This window comes from Lentzea sp. NPDC059081 (assembly GCF_042738015.1).
GTDB lineage: Bacteria > Actinomycetota > Actinomycetes > Mycobacteriales > Pseudonocardiaceae > Lentzea.
This window is the reverse complement of the sequence record NZ_JBHYGW010000014.1, coordinates 90228-104353: the sequence shown is the minus strand read 5'-3', so window position 1 is coordinate 104353 and position 14126 is coordinate 90228. Positions and strand designations below refer to the sequence as shown.

Sequence of the window (14126 nt, the reverse complement as noted above, 5' to 3'; positions counted from 1 at the left end):
GATCTTCGAAACTTGTGCGACGCCGCTGTGAAGAGGGGGAACCGAGATGAACCGCCGCCGTGTTGCGAGATCGTGGACGGGCCAAGCGGCCTAGGATGACCGCATGACCGAGACGGCGAAACGACGTCCCGGCCCGCGGATCGAGGAAGTCGCGCGGGTCGCGGGAGTGTCCAAGTCGACCGTCTCGCGCGTGATCAACGACGAGCAGTACGTCAGTGCCAAGTCCCGCGAGGCCGTGCACGCGGCGATCGCCCAGCTGGGCTACTCCCCCAACCAGGCCGCGCGGGCGCTGGCCGGCAACCGCGCCAACGCGATCGCCCTCGTGGTCTCCGAGCCGACCGGGCGCGTGCTGAACGACCCGTTCTTCGCGGGCGTCCTGCGCGGCGTCCACTCGGAACTCGCCGGGCGCCACGTGCAGCTGCTGCTCATGATGAGCCAGCCGACCGACACCGAGGACCTGGTCTCGTACCTGAGCAGCGGCCACGTCGACGGCGCGCTGCTGGTGAGCCTGCACGGCGAGGACCCGCTGGTGCCCATGCTGGCCGAGATCGGCCTGCCCGTCGTCTCGGGTGGACGGCCGCTCGGCAGGACCGTGCCGTTCGTCGACGCCGACAACTTCAGCGGCGCGCTCGAAGCCGCGCGCCACCTGATCTCGTTGGGGCGCAAGCGCATCGCCACCGTCGCGGGCCCGAAGGACATGGCCGTCGGCGCCGACCGGCTGAGCGGCTTCCGGCGCGGCCTGAGCGAGGGCAAGGTCGCCGGCGACCTGGTGGCCCACGGCGACTTCACGCCGGAGAGCGGCGCGCGGGCCATGGAACGCCTGCTGCGCAAGGCACCCGACCTCGACGCGGTGTTCGTCGCGGCGGACATCATGGCCCTGGGCGCGCTCCAGGTCCTGCACGCCCAGGGCAAGCGCATTCCGGAGGACGTGGCCGTGGTCGGCTTCGACGACTCGGTGTTCGCCGCGACCGCGACGCCGCCGCTCACGACGATCCGCCAGGACGTCGAGGAGCTCGGCCGCACGATGACGTGGCGCCTGCTGGCCGAGCTCGCGGGCGAGGCGGGCCTGCCGCCGTCGCTGCTGCTGCCGACGTCCCTGGTCCGGCGGGCGAGCGCCTGACCTCCTGGCCGGGTGCGGCCTTCGGTGCATCGGCGCCCTCTGTAACGCGGTGAGCGCTCCCTCGATGGAACTGGCCGTACCCGTTCACGCCAGAGGGAGCTGCGACAGTGATCGAGAACTCGGCCGCCGGTCTCGTGATGGTGCCCGGCGAGGTGCCGGTGACCGTCACCGGCGAGGAGCACCACCAGCTGACGCTCGCCCGCTACGCCGTGCCGTCCGGGGTCACGCGGCAGGTCGCCGTGCACCTGACGTGGTGCGCGATCTCCGGCGGGAAGTACCGGGGCAACCGGGGCATCGAGGTGCGGCTGGACGGGCAGCGGGTCGGTGAGCTGACTTTCCTGATGTCGCAACGGTATGCGCCGCTGCTCATGCAGGTGGAGTCCGGTGGCGGGTCGGTGGGCTGCACGGCACTGGTCCAGCGCGGGGCGAACGGCGTGCTGCAGGTCGTGCTGCGGATGCCCCGCGAGGTGCCGCGGGGTGCCGTGGTGCCGGTGTCGAGCTCGCCGTCGTGGGTGGCGCCGGTGGCGATCGGCGCGGCGAGCCTGTTCGGGTTCTTCCTCGTGATGGCCCTCATCGGGGCCGTGGCGGGTGGCGGTGCTCCGAACGTGGACAAGGCGGCGGCGCTGACTTCTACGGCCGCGCCCACCACCACTACGACGACCACAACCACCAGTGCGCCGACGAGCACCACGACGTCGACCACGACTTCCACCACCACGACCGCGCCCACCACGACGACAACCGTCGCGCCTCCGGTGGCTCCGCAGCCGAAGCCGCAACCACAGCCGCAACCACAGCCCCAGCCACAACCCCAGCCCCAGCCCCAGCCGCAACCTCAGCCGAACCCCCAACCGGCGCCGCAGACGGGCTGTCACGCGAGCTACAGCCCGTGCGTCCCGATCGCGTCCGACGTCGACTGCGCGGGCGGCAGCGGCAACGGACCCGTCTACGTGACGGGCCCGATCCGCGTCATCGGCCCTGACGTCTACAAGCTGGACAGCGACGGCGACGGCGTCGGCTGCGAGAACTAGTTCTCGCCGCGCTCGTAAGGGATCTTCTCGCCGGCCTCGACGCCGAACGACAGGTGGTTGCCGGCCGGCGGCAGCGGGCAGGTGGCGAAGTCGGTGAAGGCGCACGGCAGGTTGGTCGCGCGGTTGAAGTCGAGCAGCACCTTGCCGTCGACCGAGGCCGCCGCCAGCGACCGGTTGGCCGCGTAGGTCGTGACGCCGCTGGTCTCGTCGGTGAAGAGGATGTTCAGGTCGCCGTTGCGCCCGTTGAAGGCCGTCAGCGTGTGCTCGGTGCCGTTGTGCGTGAACCGCACACGGCCCGGTGCCTCGTACACGTGGCTGAGACCTTCGACGACCGCACCGACGGTCGTGGGCACGGGGGCGTCGAACGGTTCGTAGACGCCTTCGAGCACCCACTTCTCCTGCGGCTCGTACGACGGCACGCCGTGGAAGTTCTTGAGCACCTCGGCCTTCGGGTCGTGCACGCGGATCAGGTACCCACCGCGGCGGGCGACCTCGACCTCGACCTCACCGGCCGCGATCCGCGTGCCGGAGCCACTCTGCACGAGCTCGAACCGCTGCGGCTCCTTGCCGTCTTCCTGCCAGTACGCCGCGTCGTCGTCCTGCCACCACACGCCCGGAAGGCCGTCATAGGCGCGAGGGGTCGTCTCCAGCCAGTCGAGCGACACCAACGCCAGCCAGCCGTACGGGTCGGCCAGCGCGTTCTCCCGGTCCGTCTTCCAGGTCTGCCAGTCCTCCGCGAATCCGCTCATGTCCCTGTCAACGACGGGCCGGGCGCGGTGCTTCCCCGTTCCACTGCATGGGACACGAGGGCGTCGCCGAGCTCGGACCGCGCGTAGACGACGCTGCGGCCGTGCCGTTGCGAGACCAGCAGCCCGGCCGCGTGCAACGCCCTGAGGTGCTGGTTCACCGCGGACGTCGTCACGCCGGCGCGGCGCGCGATGTCGGTCGACGACCGCGGCTCCCCCAGCCCGGCGAGGAGGTCGGCCCGCACCTGGCCCAGCACACCCGCCAGTGCGGCGGGTCCCGGCACGCGGCCCGTCTCCCACACCGTGCCCGCTCCACGGGCGGCGTAGATCAGCAACGGCGGCGCGCCGCGGTCGACGGGCACCGCCGTGCGCCGGGCGAAGACGCTCGGCACCAGGGTGAGCCCGTGCCCGGCGGCCTCCGTGCGCCGCGGTTCGGCCCCCGCGATCCGCACCCGCACGACCGGGCCGGCGAACGTGATCCGTCCGGAGATGCCGGACAGCATCGCGCCGAGTCCGCCCCTGGCAGTCTCGCGGCCCCGGTGGGCGATGTCGGCCTCCAGCACCGCGCGCATCCGCTCCCAGCGGGGTGCGAGCGCGACGTCCCAGTACGTCCGCAGCGCCTCGATCACCCGGTGGCGGTCGCGCAGGACCGCCGGCACGTCCCCGAGCACCGCGCGGAGGTCGCGGCGCATCGTGCGGGTGGACACCTCGGCGAGCGCGGCGAGCTCGTCCTCGATCCGCGTGAACGGCGTCCGCGGGCGCGGGCTCAGGAAGTCGGGCGTCCAGCCGCGGTCGTCGGACAGGGCGAGCAGGACCTCGGCGTCGACACCGGAGACCCGGCGCGCCCACGGCAGGTGCAGCGGGTACTTCGCGGGGTCCTTCAGCACGCGCAGGCTGAGCGTGAGCTCGTTCAGCGGGGACACGGCGAACCGCACGTCCGCCAGGTCGCCCTCGCCGAGCACGAACTCGATCATGTAGCACAACGCTACATCAGTTACGGGCGAGCGGGGCCGCCGACAGGCTGGACGACATGTGGACCGACATGTGCCTGGCGCTGCGGATCGTCCGCGAGGCGGCGGAGCTCACGCTCGTCGCGGGCGTGCCGGAGGTGCGGTACAAGGACGACGGCAGCGAGGTCACGCCGACCGACCTCGCGGTGGAGGACCTGATCCGCGCACGACTGGCGGAGGCGGTGCCCGACGACGGCGTGCACGGTGAGGAGAGGCCCGGCAGGATCGGGACATCGGGCAGGCGCTGGCTCGTCGACCCGATCAGCGGCACCGCCGACTTCGTGCGCGGACGGCCGACCTACTCGGTCGACCTGGCCCTGGAGGGTGCGCTGGCGGTCTCCGCGATGCCGGCGCTGGGCATCACGATGGCGGCGGGGCGGGGCATGGGGTGCCGTGTCTTCCGCGCCGGGCACGAGGAAATCGCCAGAGTGTCCACACAGGACTCACTCGACCTCGCACGCGTGTGCCTGCACGGCAGGAGGAAGCCGGCGCTGGAACGCGGCGAGGTGGCGGACAACGCGCAGTCCTTGCTGCACCTGATCACCGGCGAGGTGGACGCGGTCATCGCGGCGGGTACGGGTCTCGACGAGTTCGACCTGGCGTGCCTGCCGGTGCTCGTGGAGGAGGCCGGCGGCCGGGTGACGATGGTCGAGGAGGACGTCGTACTGGCGTCCAACGCCGTGCTGCACAACGCCTTCCTCGACCTGCTGGTCGCGCGTCCTGGTGTCGAACCAGGCACCTCGGGCTCATGAGGCCCGGGTGATCGCCGGATCCCGCGCGTGGGGTGACCGACCGGACTCGCACCGGCTTCGACCAGGACCACGGCCTGGCGCCTCGACTGCTTCGGCTTCGGTCACAGCTGCCCGTCGAGGACTCGAACCTCGATCTCCGCGTCCAGAGCGCGGCGTCCGTGCCGATTGGACCAACGGGCATCAAAAAAGCCGCCTCGTCGCGACGGCGACGGGACGGCTCCCCGGGGCATGAGGTCAGCTCATGCCGAGGAGCACCAGTCGTGCTGATGGCGCATGGGGTGCTGCATCACGGCTGGCTCCTTCCTCCGGTTCGGCGAGATCCACTCTGACGGATGACGTCAGGCGTCCGCAACGCATTATCGAGCGTTGCAAAAGTTTGCAGATATTCGTGTCGATCTCCACCAAATCTCAAGCCGACTTGCGGAAAACTTTTGCAACGTCTTTCCTGGACCGCTGACACACCCCACCCGGAAGGCATGGACATGTCCCAGGACTGGTGGCGACACGCCGTCATCTACCAGGTCTACGTGCGCAGCTTCGCCGACTCGGACGGCGACGGCGTCGGCGACCTGCCCGGCATCCGCTCACGCCTGCCCCACCTGCGCGACCTGGGTGTCGACGCGGTCTGGATCACGCCGTTCTACGCCTCGCCGATGGCCGACGGCGGGTACGACGTGGCCGACTACCGCGCGGTCGACCCGCGGTTCGGCGACCTCGACGACGTGCGCGCGCTGGTCGCCGACGCGCACGCGCTCGGCATCAGGGTGATCGTCGACATCGTGCCGAACCACAGCTCCGACCGGCACGCGTGGTTCCAGGAGGCGCTCGCCGGGCACGGCCGCGAGCGCTACCTCTTCCGCGAAGGCGTCGGCGACCAGCCGCCGAACGACTGGGAGTCGGTGTTCGGCGGACCGGCGTGGACGCGGGTCGCCGACGGGTCCTGGTACCTGCACCTGTTCGCGCCGGAGCAGCCGGACCTCAACTGGGAGCTGCCGGAGGTGCGCGCGGAGTTCCGGGACGTGCTGCGGTTCTGGCTGGACCTCGGCGTCGACGGGTTCCGCGTCGACGTGGCGCACGGCATGGTCAAGGCGCCCGGCCTGCCCGACATCGGGCACGCCGACCAGCTCAAGCTGCTGGGCACGGAACCGTTGCCGTTCTTCGACCAGGACGGCGTGCACGAGATCCACCGCGAGTGGCGCGCCGTGGTCGACTCCTACCCCGGCGAGCGCGTGCTGGTCGCCGAGGCGTGGACGCCCTCCGCCGAGCGCACGGCCCTGTACCTGCGTCCCGACGAGATGCACCAGGCGTTCAACTTCCACTACCTCACGGCGTCGTGGGACTTCGACGCGCTGCGCTCGGTCATCGACTCGTCACTCGCGGCCGTCGCCCCTGTCGGCGCGCCTACGACGTGGGTGCTGTCGAACCACGACGTGCAACGGCACGTGACGCGCTACGGCGGTGGAGAGACCGGTGTACGCCGTGCGCGCGCCGCACTGGCGTTGATGCTGGCGCTTCCGGGGTCGGTGTACCTCTATCAGGGCGAGGAACTCGGTCTGCCCGAGGTGCTCGACCTGCCGGACGCGGTGCTGCAGGACCCGATGTGGGAACGCTCCGGCCACACCGAACGGGGCCGCGACGGCTGCCGGGTCCCGCTGCCGTGGACGAGCACCGGCCCGTCGCTCGGCTTCGGCACCGGCGGCTCGTGGCTGCCGCAGCCGGCGGACTGGGCCAAGCTCAGCGTCGAGGCGCAGGCGGGCGACCAGGACTCGATGTTGTCCTTCTACCGCACCGCCTTGCGCGTGCGCCGCGAGAACCCGGCCACGGGCGCCGGCCTCACCTGGGTCGACGGCCCCGCGGACGTCCTGTGGTTCGAACGGGACGGCGTCGCCTGCGCGGTGAACCTCTCCGACGCGGTGGTGGAGCTGCCCGACCCCGGCTCGGTCCTGCTGGCCTCGTCCTACTACGGCGTGCGCGGCGACCGGCTGCTCCTCCCGCCGGACACCGCCCTGTGGTGGAGGCTCTGACCAGCGGGTTCGCTTGATCGACAAAAACTGTCAGACCCCCTGGGTACGGTCCACGGACATCAGTTCCCGATCGGATCCAGGGGGTTTCGCGGTGCGCAGGTGGGAGCTCGTCGCCGAGGGGTCGGCCAAGTACTGGGAAGTGGGCCAGGACGGGGCCGCGGTGACCGTCCGGTTCGGACGTCTGGGCACGGCGGGCCAGACCAAGACCAAGGACCTGGCGTCGGAGGACGCGGCACGGGCGCACGTCGCGAAACTGGTGGCGGAGAAGGAGAAGAAGGGCTACCAGGCCACAACGGACGCCGCAGCGGACGAGGCCCGGTCCTCCACCGCCACGGCTTCGGCCGACACCGCGTCACCCGCTCCCGCTTCGGCCGCACCGGGCCTCCCGCAGGCCACCACGGCACCGGCGACCGCCGCCACGCCGAGCCCGGCTTCCGTCGCCGCTTCGCCCACCCCCTCCTCCCCTGCTCCTGTCCACGACGAGGACACCTGGGTGATGCCCGAGGAGTGGCTGGCCAAGGCCATGCGCCGCCGCGACGTCACCCCGCTGCCCGAGTTCACCACCGACCCCGCCCTGGCCCAGGACCTCCGCGACCAGATCGCCAAGCACCAGGACAAGCTCGCGGAAGTCCTCGGCAACCCGGCATCGAAGGACACCCTCGTCCAGGCGCTGCGAGCGCACCTCGACGGCACTCCCGACCCGCTCGGCGCCGCCGCGCTCGCCAGGGTCGCCACCACCGAGACCTCGCCGGTGCACTGGTGGATCGAGGAGTTCGGCCTGCCGTTCGCGGCGGCCGCCGCCGTGCACCACCCGTCGATCCAGGTGTACAACCACCGGGACGGGCGGACCGGCGAGTGGTCCGGCAACACCCTGCTCTGGGCACCGCAACGCCACTACGGCGACGACGTCCACAAGTCCGCCGCACTGGTCGAGGTGCGCACGGCACTGGCGGTCGCGGACCAGGAGACGTACGACGAGGCCGTGGCGGAGCTGGAGAAGCTCGGCGCCGACGCGTTCAGCCTCGCGGCGCGGGCCTTCCTGGTGCCGACCCGCCACGACTGGTTCGAGGAGGCCAACGCCGCCGAGTGGGCACCGTTCTGGATGGTGCTGTGCTCGGCGAGCACCTTGGAGCACCTGGACGACCTGCGCGTCGGGCACGTCATCTGGTCGCCGGTCGGCACGTACACCGCGCTGCACGTGCACGGGCCCGCTCTCGCGCGGCGGCTGGACGCGGACCTGCGCGCCAAGGTCGAGTGGGGCGCGGACAGCCGCAAGCTCGGCCTGAACGCGCTCGCGGCGCTGCCGTCCGACGAGGCGTTCCTGTTGCTGCTGAACAGGATTCGGGAGCGGTACGTGCGGCCGGCGCTGCTGTCCGCGATGGCGGCCTTCCCCGCGCGGGCGGCCCGGTTGCTGGCACCGCGGGCCGCCGACGACGCGGACGCGCGCAACCTGCTCCGGCTGCACCTGCTGACGCATCCGGAGCTCGACGGGTACGCGCCGCCCGTCACGGTGCCGGACGCGCCCGCCGAGGCGTTGCCGCGGGTGCTCGCCGAGCCGCCGTGGGAGCACCGCCGCCCGCAGCCCCAAGCCGTGGTGCTGAAGAACCTCCCGGTCCCCGCCTCACACGTCACGTGGCTGCCGGGCGAACGCGGGGAGTGGGCGGCGCTGACCGGGTGGTGGGCCAGGCAGGACTTCACCTGGGAGGCGATGGCCGCCCGCGGCCGTGCCAAGCACGACTACGACCACCGGCTGTTCCTGGCGGGCCCGGAGGAGCTCGTGCGCCCGCTGCTCGCGGAGTGGGTGCCCGGCGACAGCTGGCAGGGCGAGGACTGGGGCCGGCGCATCGCGGCCCGCTTCGAGCTGGCCGCCCAAGCTCCCCTGACGCGGCTGGTCGCGAACAACCCGCACGTGTCCGGCGGCGTCCTGCTGCCGTACGCCACTCCCGAGGTCGCCGCGCTGATGGCCGACTGGTTCGTGCGCCTCAAGACCGCCCGCGGGTTCGCCGTGTCCTGGCTCTCCCGCCACCGGGAGGCGGCGGCCAGGCTGCTGCTCGCCCCAGCTCTCGGTGCGGCGGGCCCGGAGCGCCGCAACGCCGAGTCCGCCCTGCGACACCTGCACCTGGAGACCGGCGTCGACGTCATCGCCGTCGCCGCGGCGGTCTCCGCCGAGGCGGGCGCGGCCGTCCGCACGCTGCTCGACGTCGACCCGCTCGACGTGCTGCCCGCGAAGCTCTCGGTGATCGGCGACTGGGCCGACCCGCGGCTGCTCCCCCAGGTCCTGCTGGCGAACGGTGCCGGCGCGCTGTCCGCCCAGGCCGCGCACAACCTGCTGATGACCGCCGCACTGTCCAAACCGGACGCGACCTACCCCGGCCTGCCGCTCGCCGTCGAAGCGTGCGACCGGGCGTCACTCGCGGAGTTCGGCTGGGCGGTCTTCGGCCGCTGGCAGGACGTGGAGGCGCCGGCGAAGGACGGCTGGGCCCTCACGGCGCTCGGCTGGTTCGGCGACGACGAGACGGTGCGCCGCCTCGCGCCCCTGCTCCGCGCCTGGCCGGGCGAGAACCAGCACGCCCGCGCCGTCACGGGTCTCGACGTGCTCGCCCAGATCGGCAGCGAGGTGGCGCTGACCCACCTGAACGGCATCGCCGAGCGGGTGAGGTTCAAGGGCCTGCAGGCCCGCGCCAGGGAGAAGGTGGCCGACATCGCCGCCTCGCTCGGCCTGAGCCGCGACCAGCTCTCCGACCGCCTGGTCCCCCGCCTGGGCCTCGACGAGGCGGGGACGTCGGTGATCGACTACGGCCCGCGGCAGTTCACCGTCGGCTTCGACGAGCAGCTCAAGCCCTACGTCCTCGACCAGGACGGCAAGCGCCGCAAGGACCTCCCGAAACCCGGCGCGCACGACGACCAGGACCTGGCACCGGCGGAGCACAAGCGCTTCGCCGCGCTGAAGAAGGAGGTCCGCGGCATCGCCACCACGCAGATCCACCGCCTGGAGCGCGCGATGGTCGACCAGCGCACCTGGACCGCCGAGGAGTTCCACGCGGTCCTGGCCGCGCACCCGCTGCTGTGGCACCTGGTGCGCCGCCTCGTCTGGATCACCGACACCGGCCTGTCGTTCCGCCTGGCCGAGGACCGCACCCTGGCCGACGCCCACGACGACGAGGTGACCCTCCCGGCGGACGCCACCGTCCGCGTCGCCCACCCGGTCCACCTGGCGGAGCCCCTGCGGTCGTGGGGCGACGTGTTCGCGGACTACGAGATCCTGCAGCCCTTCCCGCAGCTGGGCCGCCCCACCCACGCCTTCGCCCCCGGCGAGGACGTCGTCCCCCAGCTGCAGAAGTACGTGAAGCGGACCATGCCGGTGGGCAGGCTCCTCGGCCTCACCGCACGCGGCTGGGAGCGGTGCCAGCCCCAGGACAACGGCGTCGAGCCGTGGATGACCCGCCCACTGCCGTCCGGTGGCGCGCTGGTGGCCTGTGTGGACCCCGGCATCACCGTGGGCGTGGTCGACATGGTCCCGGAGATGGAGTTCAGCTCGCTGTGGTTCTCCCCCAGCGGCGAGGGCGCCTGGTTCGCCCCGAACGGCGGTGGTCCCGCCACGTTCGACGTCGACCCGATCACCGCCTCCGAGCTGCTGTCCGAACTGGAGTCATTGCACGCGTGACACCGGGAACGGCCGGCTTCCCGGCGACGTCAGACCGGCACGGAACACCTTCAAGGTCAACACAGTCACGGATCGAACGCAGGGAGTAGTCAGTGCGCAGGTGGGAGCTCGTCTCCGGCAGTTCGGCCAAGTTCTGGGAGATCAGCAGGGACGGCGCCGCGGTGACCGTCCGCTTCGGACGGCTGGACACGCACGGCCAGACCCAGACCAAGGACCTGGCGTCGGAGGAGGCGGCCGAGGCGCACGTGGCGAAACTGGTGGCGGAGAAGGAGAAGAAGGGCTACCGGGCCGTCGCGGACGCCGCCGCGCCCGCTCTCCCGCCGACCACCGCCGCGCCGGCGACGGACGCCGCGCCCGCGGTTGCGCCGAGCCCCACTGCACCCGAGTCGGCGCCCGAGGCCGTCGCAGCGGACGACGACCCGGCCGCCACGGTGAACCCGGCGGCCACCGGATCCGGTCAGGACGGTGCCGCGGGCACGCCCACCGTCTCCCGACCGGACGCGACCACACCGACCGGCACCGCGGACACCAAGCCGCTCCCCGCCGACGAGGACACCTGGGTCATGCCCAAGGTCTGGCTGCGCGACGTCGTCCGCCAGCGCGGCGTCGACCCCGCCCCGGTGTTCACCGTGGACCAGGGGCTCGCCGAGGAGGCCCGGCGGCGCCTCGGCGAGCAGGCAGGCACCACCGTCGAACGGATCCTGTCCGAGCCGAAGTCCGAGCCCGACCTGGTGCGGGCAGCACGCGAGCACCTGGCCGGCCGGCACAACCCGGTCGGCGCGGCGGCGCTCGCGGCCGTCGTCGCCACCGCCGAGCAGTCCGTGCACGCCTGGATCGCCGACCACGGCGTGGTGTTCGCGACGGAGGCCACGATCGCCTTCATGCGGCTGGTCTCCACACGGGAATGGCTCCCGCAGCAGCGCACCTACGGCGCGGAGTGCCTGCAGTCGCGCGGGGGCTACTTCCACATCATCCTCGACCGGCCGGAGGGGAAGATGCTCCTGGCGCTGCGCTACGCGCTGGCGGTCGCGGACGACGCCGAGCGGGCGGGCGCGGAGGCCGTGCTGGAGCGGCTCGACGCGCTGGACGTGGCGCGAGAGCACACCATCATGCTGGTGCGGCCGTTCCTGATGCCGGGGCGCGCCGACTGGTTCGCGGAGGCCGCCAAGACGTCGTACTCGGGCACGCGCTGGTGGATGCTGCCGTGCAGCGCCACCACGGCCGAGGAGTTCGACGACGCCCAGTCGTCCATCACCAACTCGGCGTTCGTGCTGCACACCGCGCTCCACGTGCTGGGCCCGGCCGTCGCGCCGCTGCTCGCCCACTCGCTCGACCACAGGTACCAGCGCTCGGACAGCCGCAAGCAGGTGCTGAAGGTGCTCGCGACGCTGCCCACGGACGAGGCGTTCACGATCCTGCTCGACCGGATCGAGACCAAGTACGCCCGCCCGGCGCTGTTGTCGGCGATGGCGGCGTTCCCGGCACGGGCGGCGCGGCTGCTCGGCGAACGCGCGGAGGGCGACGCCGGGCTGCGGCAGCTGCTCAGCGTGCACCTGAGGACGTACCCGCAGCTGGAGGCGCCGGAGGGCTTCGTCGAGGTCGAGTCCGCGTCGGTGCCGGAGGCGGCCGTGGACGAGCTGCCACCGATCCTCGCCTCACCGCCGTGGCGCAACCGCAAGCCCGCCGTCAAGGCGGTCGTGATCGAGGACCTCCCGGTGCCGCGGCCGTCGCTCGTGTGGCAGCCGGGCGAGCGGGAGCAGTGGCTGAACCTGGAGCGCTACACGCACCAGCGGGTGACGTGGCAGGAGCTGATGAAGGAGTTCCACGGCGACCGCATCGGCTACCGCATGCGGGACCTGTTCGCGCTCGCTCCCGAGGAGGAGGTGCGCCCGCTGCTCGCGGACTGGCAGCCGAAGCTGGGCTGGAGCGCCGAGGCGACCGGCAAGATGCTGGGCGCGCGGTTCGGGTTCGACGCGCTGCCGCCGCTGCTGCGGATCGTCGAGGGCAGCGCGGGCTCGGCCGTGGTCGTGCTGCCCTTCGCCACGCCCGAGGTGGCCGCGCTGATGGCCGGCTGGCTGGTGCGGCTCAAGCAGGTCCGCAAGGTCGCGCTGGAGTGGCTGGCCCGGCACCGCGAGATGGCGGCCCGGTTCCTCATCCCGCCGGCGCTGGGCAAGGCGGGTGCCGACCGCCGCAACGCCGAGACCGCCCTCCGGCACCTGCACGGCATGGGCGTCGACGTCGTGGCCCTCGCCCCCACCCCGGAGGCGGCCGCCGCGCTGGAGGCGTTCCTGGCCGTCGACCCCGTCGACGTGCTGCCCGCGCGGCTGCCGACGATCGGTGACTGGGCGGACACCCGGCTGCTGCCGCAGGTGCTGCTCGCCGACCGCAAGCACGCGCTCTCATCGGAGGCCACGCGCAACCTCCTGATGACGGCGGCGCTGTCCAAGCCGGGTGACGTCTACGCGGGTCTGCCCCTCGCCGAGGAGGCCCTGGACCGCGACTCGCTGGCGGAGTTCGCGTGGGCCGTGTTCCAGCGCTGGCAGGAGGTCGGCGCGCCGTCGAAGGAGAGCTGGGCGCTGTCGGCGCTCGGCTGGTTCGGCGACGACTCGACGGTGCGCGCGCTGTCGCCGCTGATCCGGGTGTGGCCGGGCGAGAGCCAGCACACCAGGGCCGTGTCCGCGCTCGACGTGCTGGCGGACATCGGCACCGAGGTGGCGCTGTCGCACCTGAACAGCATCGCGGAGAAGGTGAAGTTCAAGGGCCTCAAGACGAAGGCGCAGGAGAAGGTCTCCCAGATCGCCGTCGAGCTGGGCCTGAGCCGCGACCAGCTCGCCGACCGCCTGGTGCCGCGCCTCGGCCTCGACGACGAGGCCTCGCTGGTGATCGACTACGGCCCGCGGCAGTTCACCGTCGGGTTCGACGAGCAGCTCAAGCCGTTCGTCCTCGACCAGGACGGCAAGCGCCGCAAGGACCTGCCCAAGCCCGGCGCCAAGGACGACCAGGACCAGGCGCCGCTGGAGCACAAGCGGTTCGCCGGGCTCAAGAAGGACGTCCGCGCCGTCGCCTCCGACCAGATCCACCGCCTGGAACGGGCGATGGTCGACCAGCGCACCTGGACCACCGAGGAGTTCCACACCGTCCTCGCCGGCCACCCGCTGCTCTGGCACATCGTCCGGCGGCTCGTCTTCATCACCGACGGCGGGCAGTCGTTCCGGCTCGCCGAGGACCGCACGCTCGCCGACGCGCACGACGACGAGCTCACCCTGCCGGAGGGCGCCACGGTCCGGGTGGCGCACCCGGTGGACCTGCGCGACGAGCTGGAGTCGTGGGGCGAGGTGTTCGCCGACTACGAGATCCTCCAGCCGTTCCCGCAGCTCGGCCGGCCGCTGCACGTGCTGCCGTCCGGCGGCGACCTGCTGCCCCAGCTCAAGAAGTACTGCGACGTGGACATGCCGGTGGGCAAGATCCTCAGCCTCACCAAGAAGGGCTGGGTCCGCGGCGAGCCGCAGGACGGCGGTGTCGAGTGCTGGATCACCCGCCCGCTGCCCTCCGGCGGCGCCCTCGTCGCGTCGCTCGACCCCGGCATCGCGGCCGGTGCCATCGAGATCTTCCCGGAGCTCAAGATCACCGAGCTGTGGTTCTCCGCCGACGGCCAGGGCTACTGGTCGTCGCAGCGGAGTGCGCCGGGCACCTTCACGACCGACCGCGTGACGGTGTCGGAGCTGGTGTCCGAACTGGAGTCCCTGCGCGCCTGAGCGCGACCGTCCACCCACTCGGCA

The 14126-nt window shown here is 72.4% G+C and carries 9 protein-coding genes and 2 tRNA genes; 6 read left to right on the top strand and 5 right to left on the bottom strand.

Annotated elements, in window-relative coordinates:
- Positions 1-103: 103 nt before the first annotated feature.
- On the top strand, positions 104-1120 hold the full coding sequence (locus ACFWV3_RS27875; RefSeq protein WP_382415233.1) for a LacI family DNA-binding transcriptional regulator: 1017 nt from the start codon (positions 104-106) through the stop codon (positions 1118-1120).
- A 107-nt stretch (positions 1121-1227) separates the two neighbouring features.
- Positions 1228-2151, top strand: a complete 924-nt coding sequence (locus ACFWV3_RS27870) for a hypothetical protein (protein ID WP_382415231.1) — start codon at positions 1228-1230, stop codon at positions 2149-2151.
- Here ACFWV3_RS27870 and ACFWV3_RS27865 read toward each other — a convergent pair.
- The 3 genes from ACFWV3_RS27865 to ACFWV3_RS27855 are packed head-to-tail and all read right to left on the bottom strand — an operon-like array spanning position 2148 to position 4178.
- A complete protein-coding gene (locus ACFWV3_RS27865) occupies positions 2148-2900 on the bottom strand; it encodes a DUF1684 domain-containing protein (protein ID WP_382415229.1) in 753 nt (250 codons plus the stop codon). The genes ACFWV3_RS27870 and ACFWV3_RS27865 overlap by 4 nt on opposite strands.
- Positions 2897-3871, bottom strand: coding sequence for a DUF5937 family protein (locus ACFWV3_RS27860; protein WP_382415227.1), 975 nt, complete (start codon positions 3869-3871; stop codon positions 2897-2899). Before ACFWV3_RS27860 ends, ACFWV3_RS27865 begins: the two co-directional genes overlap by 4 nt.
- Positions 3872-3887: 16 nt before the next feature.
- Complete coding sequence (locus ACFWV3_RS27855) at positions 3888-4178, bottom strand: hypothetical protein (RefSeq protein ID WP_382415225.1); 291 nt, start codon at positions 4176-4178, stop codon at positions 3888-3890.
- Here ACFWV3_RS27855 and ACFWV3_RS27850 point away from each other — a divergent pair.
- Positions 4063-4659, top strand: a complete 597-nt coding sequence (locus ACFWV3_RS27850) for an inositol monophosphatase family protein (RefSeq protein ID WP_382415373.1) — start codon at positions 4063-4065, stop codon at positions 4657-4659. The genes ACFWV3_RS27855 and ACFWV3_RS27850 overlap by 116 nt on opposite strands.
- Here the strand turns inward: ACFWV3_RS27850 and ACFWV3_RS27845 are convergent.
- Both ACFWV3_RS27845 and ACFWV3_RS27840 read right to left on the bottom strand, forming a co-directional pair.
- Positions 4616-4687, bottom strand: a tRNA-Ile gene (locus ACFWV3_RS27845). The genes ACFWV3_RS27850 and ACFWV3_RS27845 overlap by 44 nt on opposite strands.
- 79 nt (positions 4688-4766) lie before the next feature.
- Positions 4767-4839: transfer RNA gene (locus ACFWV3_RS27840), tRNA-Gln, on the bottom strand.
- Positions 4840-5141: 302 nt separating this feature from the next.
- Here ACFWV3_RS27840 and ACFWV3_RS27835 point away from each other — a divergent pair.
- The 3 genes from ACFWV3_RS27835 (at position 5142) to ACFWV3_RS27825 (ending at position 14102) form a co-directional block, all read left to right on the top strand.
- Positions 5142-6683 (top strand): glycoside hydrolase family 13 protein, encoded by a 1542-nt coding sequence (locus ACFWV3_RS27835; RefSeq protein WP_382415371.1) that lies wholly within the window; start codon positions 5142-5144, stop codon positions 6681-6683.
- Positions 6684-6774: 91 nt separating this feature from the next.
- Positions 6775-10347, top strand: coding sequence for a DUF4132 domain-containing protein (locus tag ACFWV3_RS27830; protein ID WP_382415223.1), 3573 nt, complete (start codon positions 6775-6777; stop codon positions 10345-10347).
- 92 nt (positions 10348-10439) lie between these two features.
- Entirely contained in the window at positions 10440-14102 is a 3663-nt protein-coding gene (locus ACFWV3_RS27825) for a WGR and DUF4132 domain-containing protein (RefSeq protein ID WP_382415221.1), read from the top strand.
- Positions 14103-14126 lie beyond the last annotated feature (24 nt).

Coding starts and splice junctions, on each gene's coding strand:
- ACFWV3_RS27875 (WP_382415233.1), top strand. CDS start 104: ATGACCGAGACGGCGAAACGACGTCCCGGCCCGCGGATCGAGGAAGTC.
- ACFWV3_RS27865 (WP_382415229.1), bottom strand. CDS start 2,900: ATGAGCGGATTCGCGGAGGACTGGCAGACCTGGAAGACGGACCGGGAG.
- ACFWV3_RS27860 (WP_382415227.1), bottom strand. CDS start 3,871: ATGATCGAGTTCGTGCTCGGCGAGGGCGACCTGGCGGACGTGCGGTTC.
- ACFWV3_RS27835 (WP_382415371.1), top strand. CDS start 5,142: ATGTCCCAGGACTGGTGGCGACACGCCGTCATCTACCAGGTCTACGTG.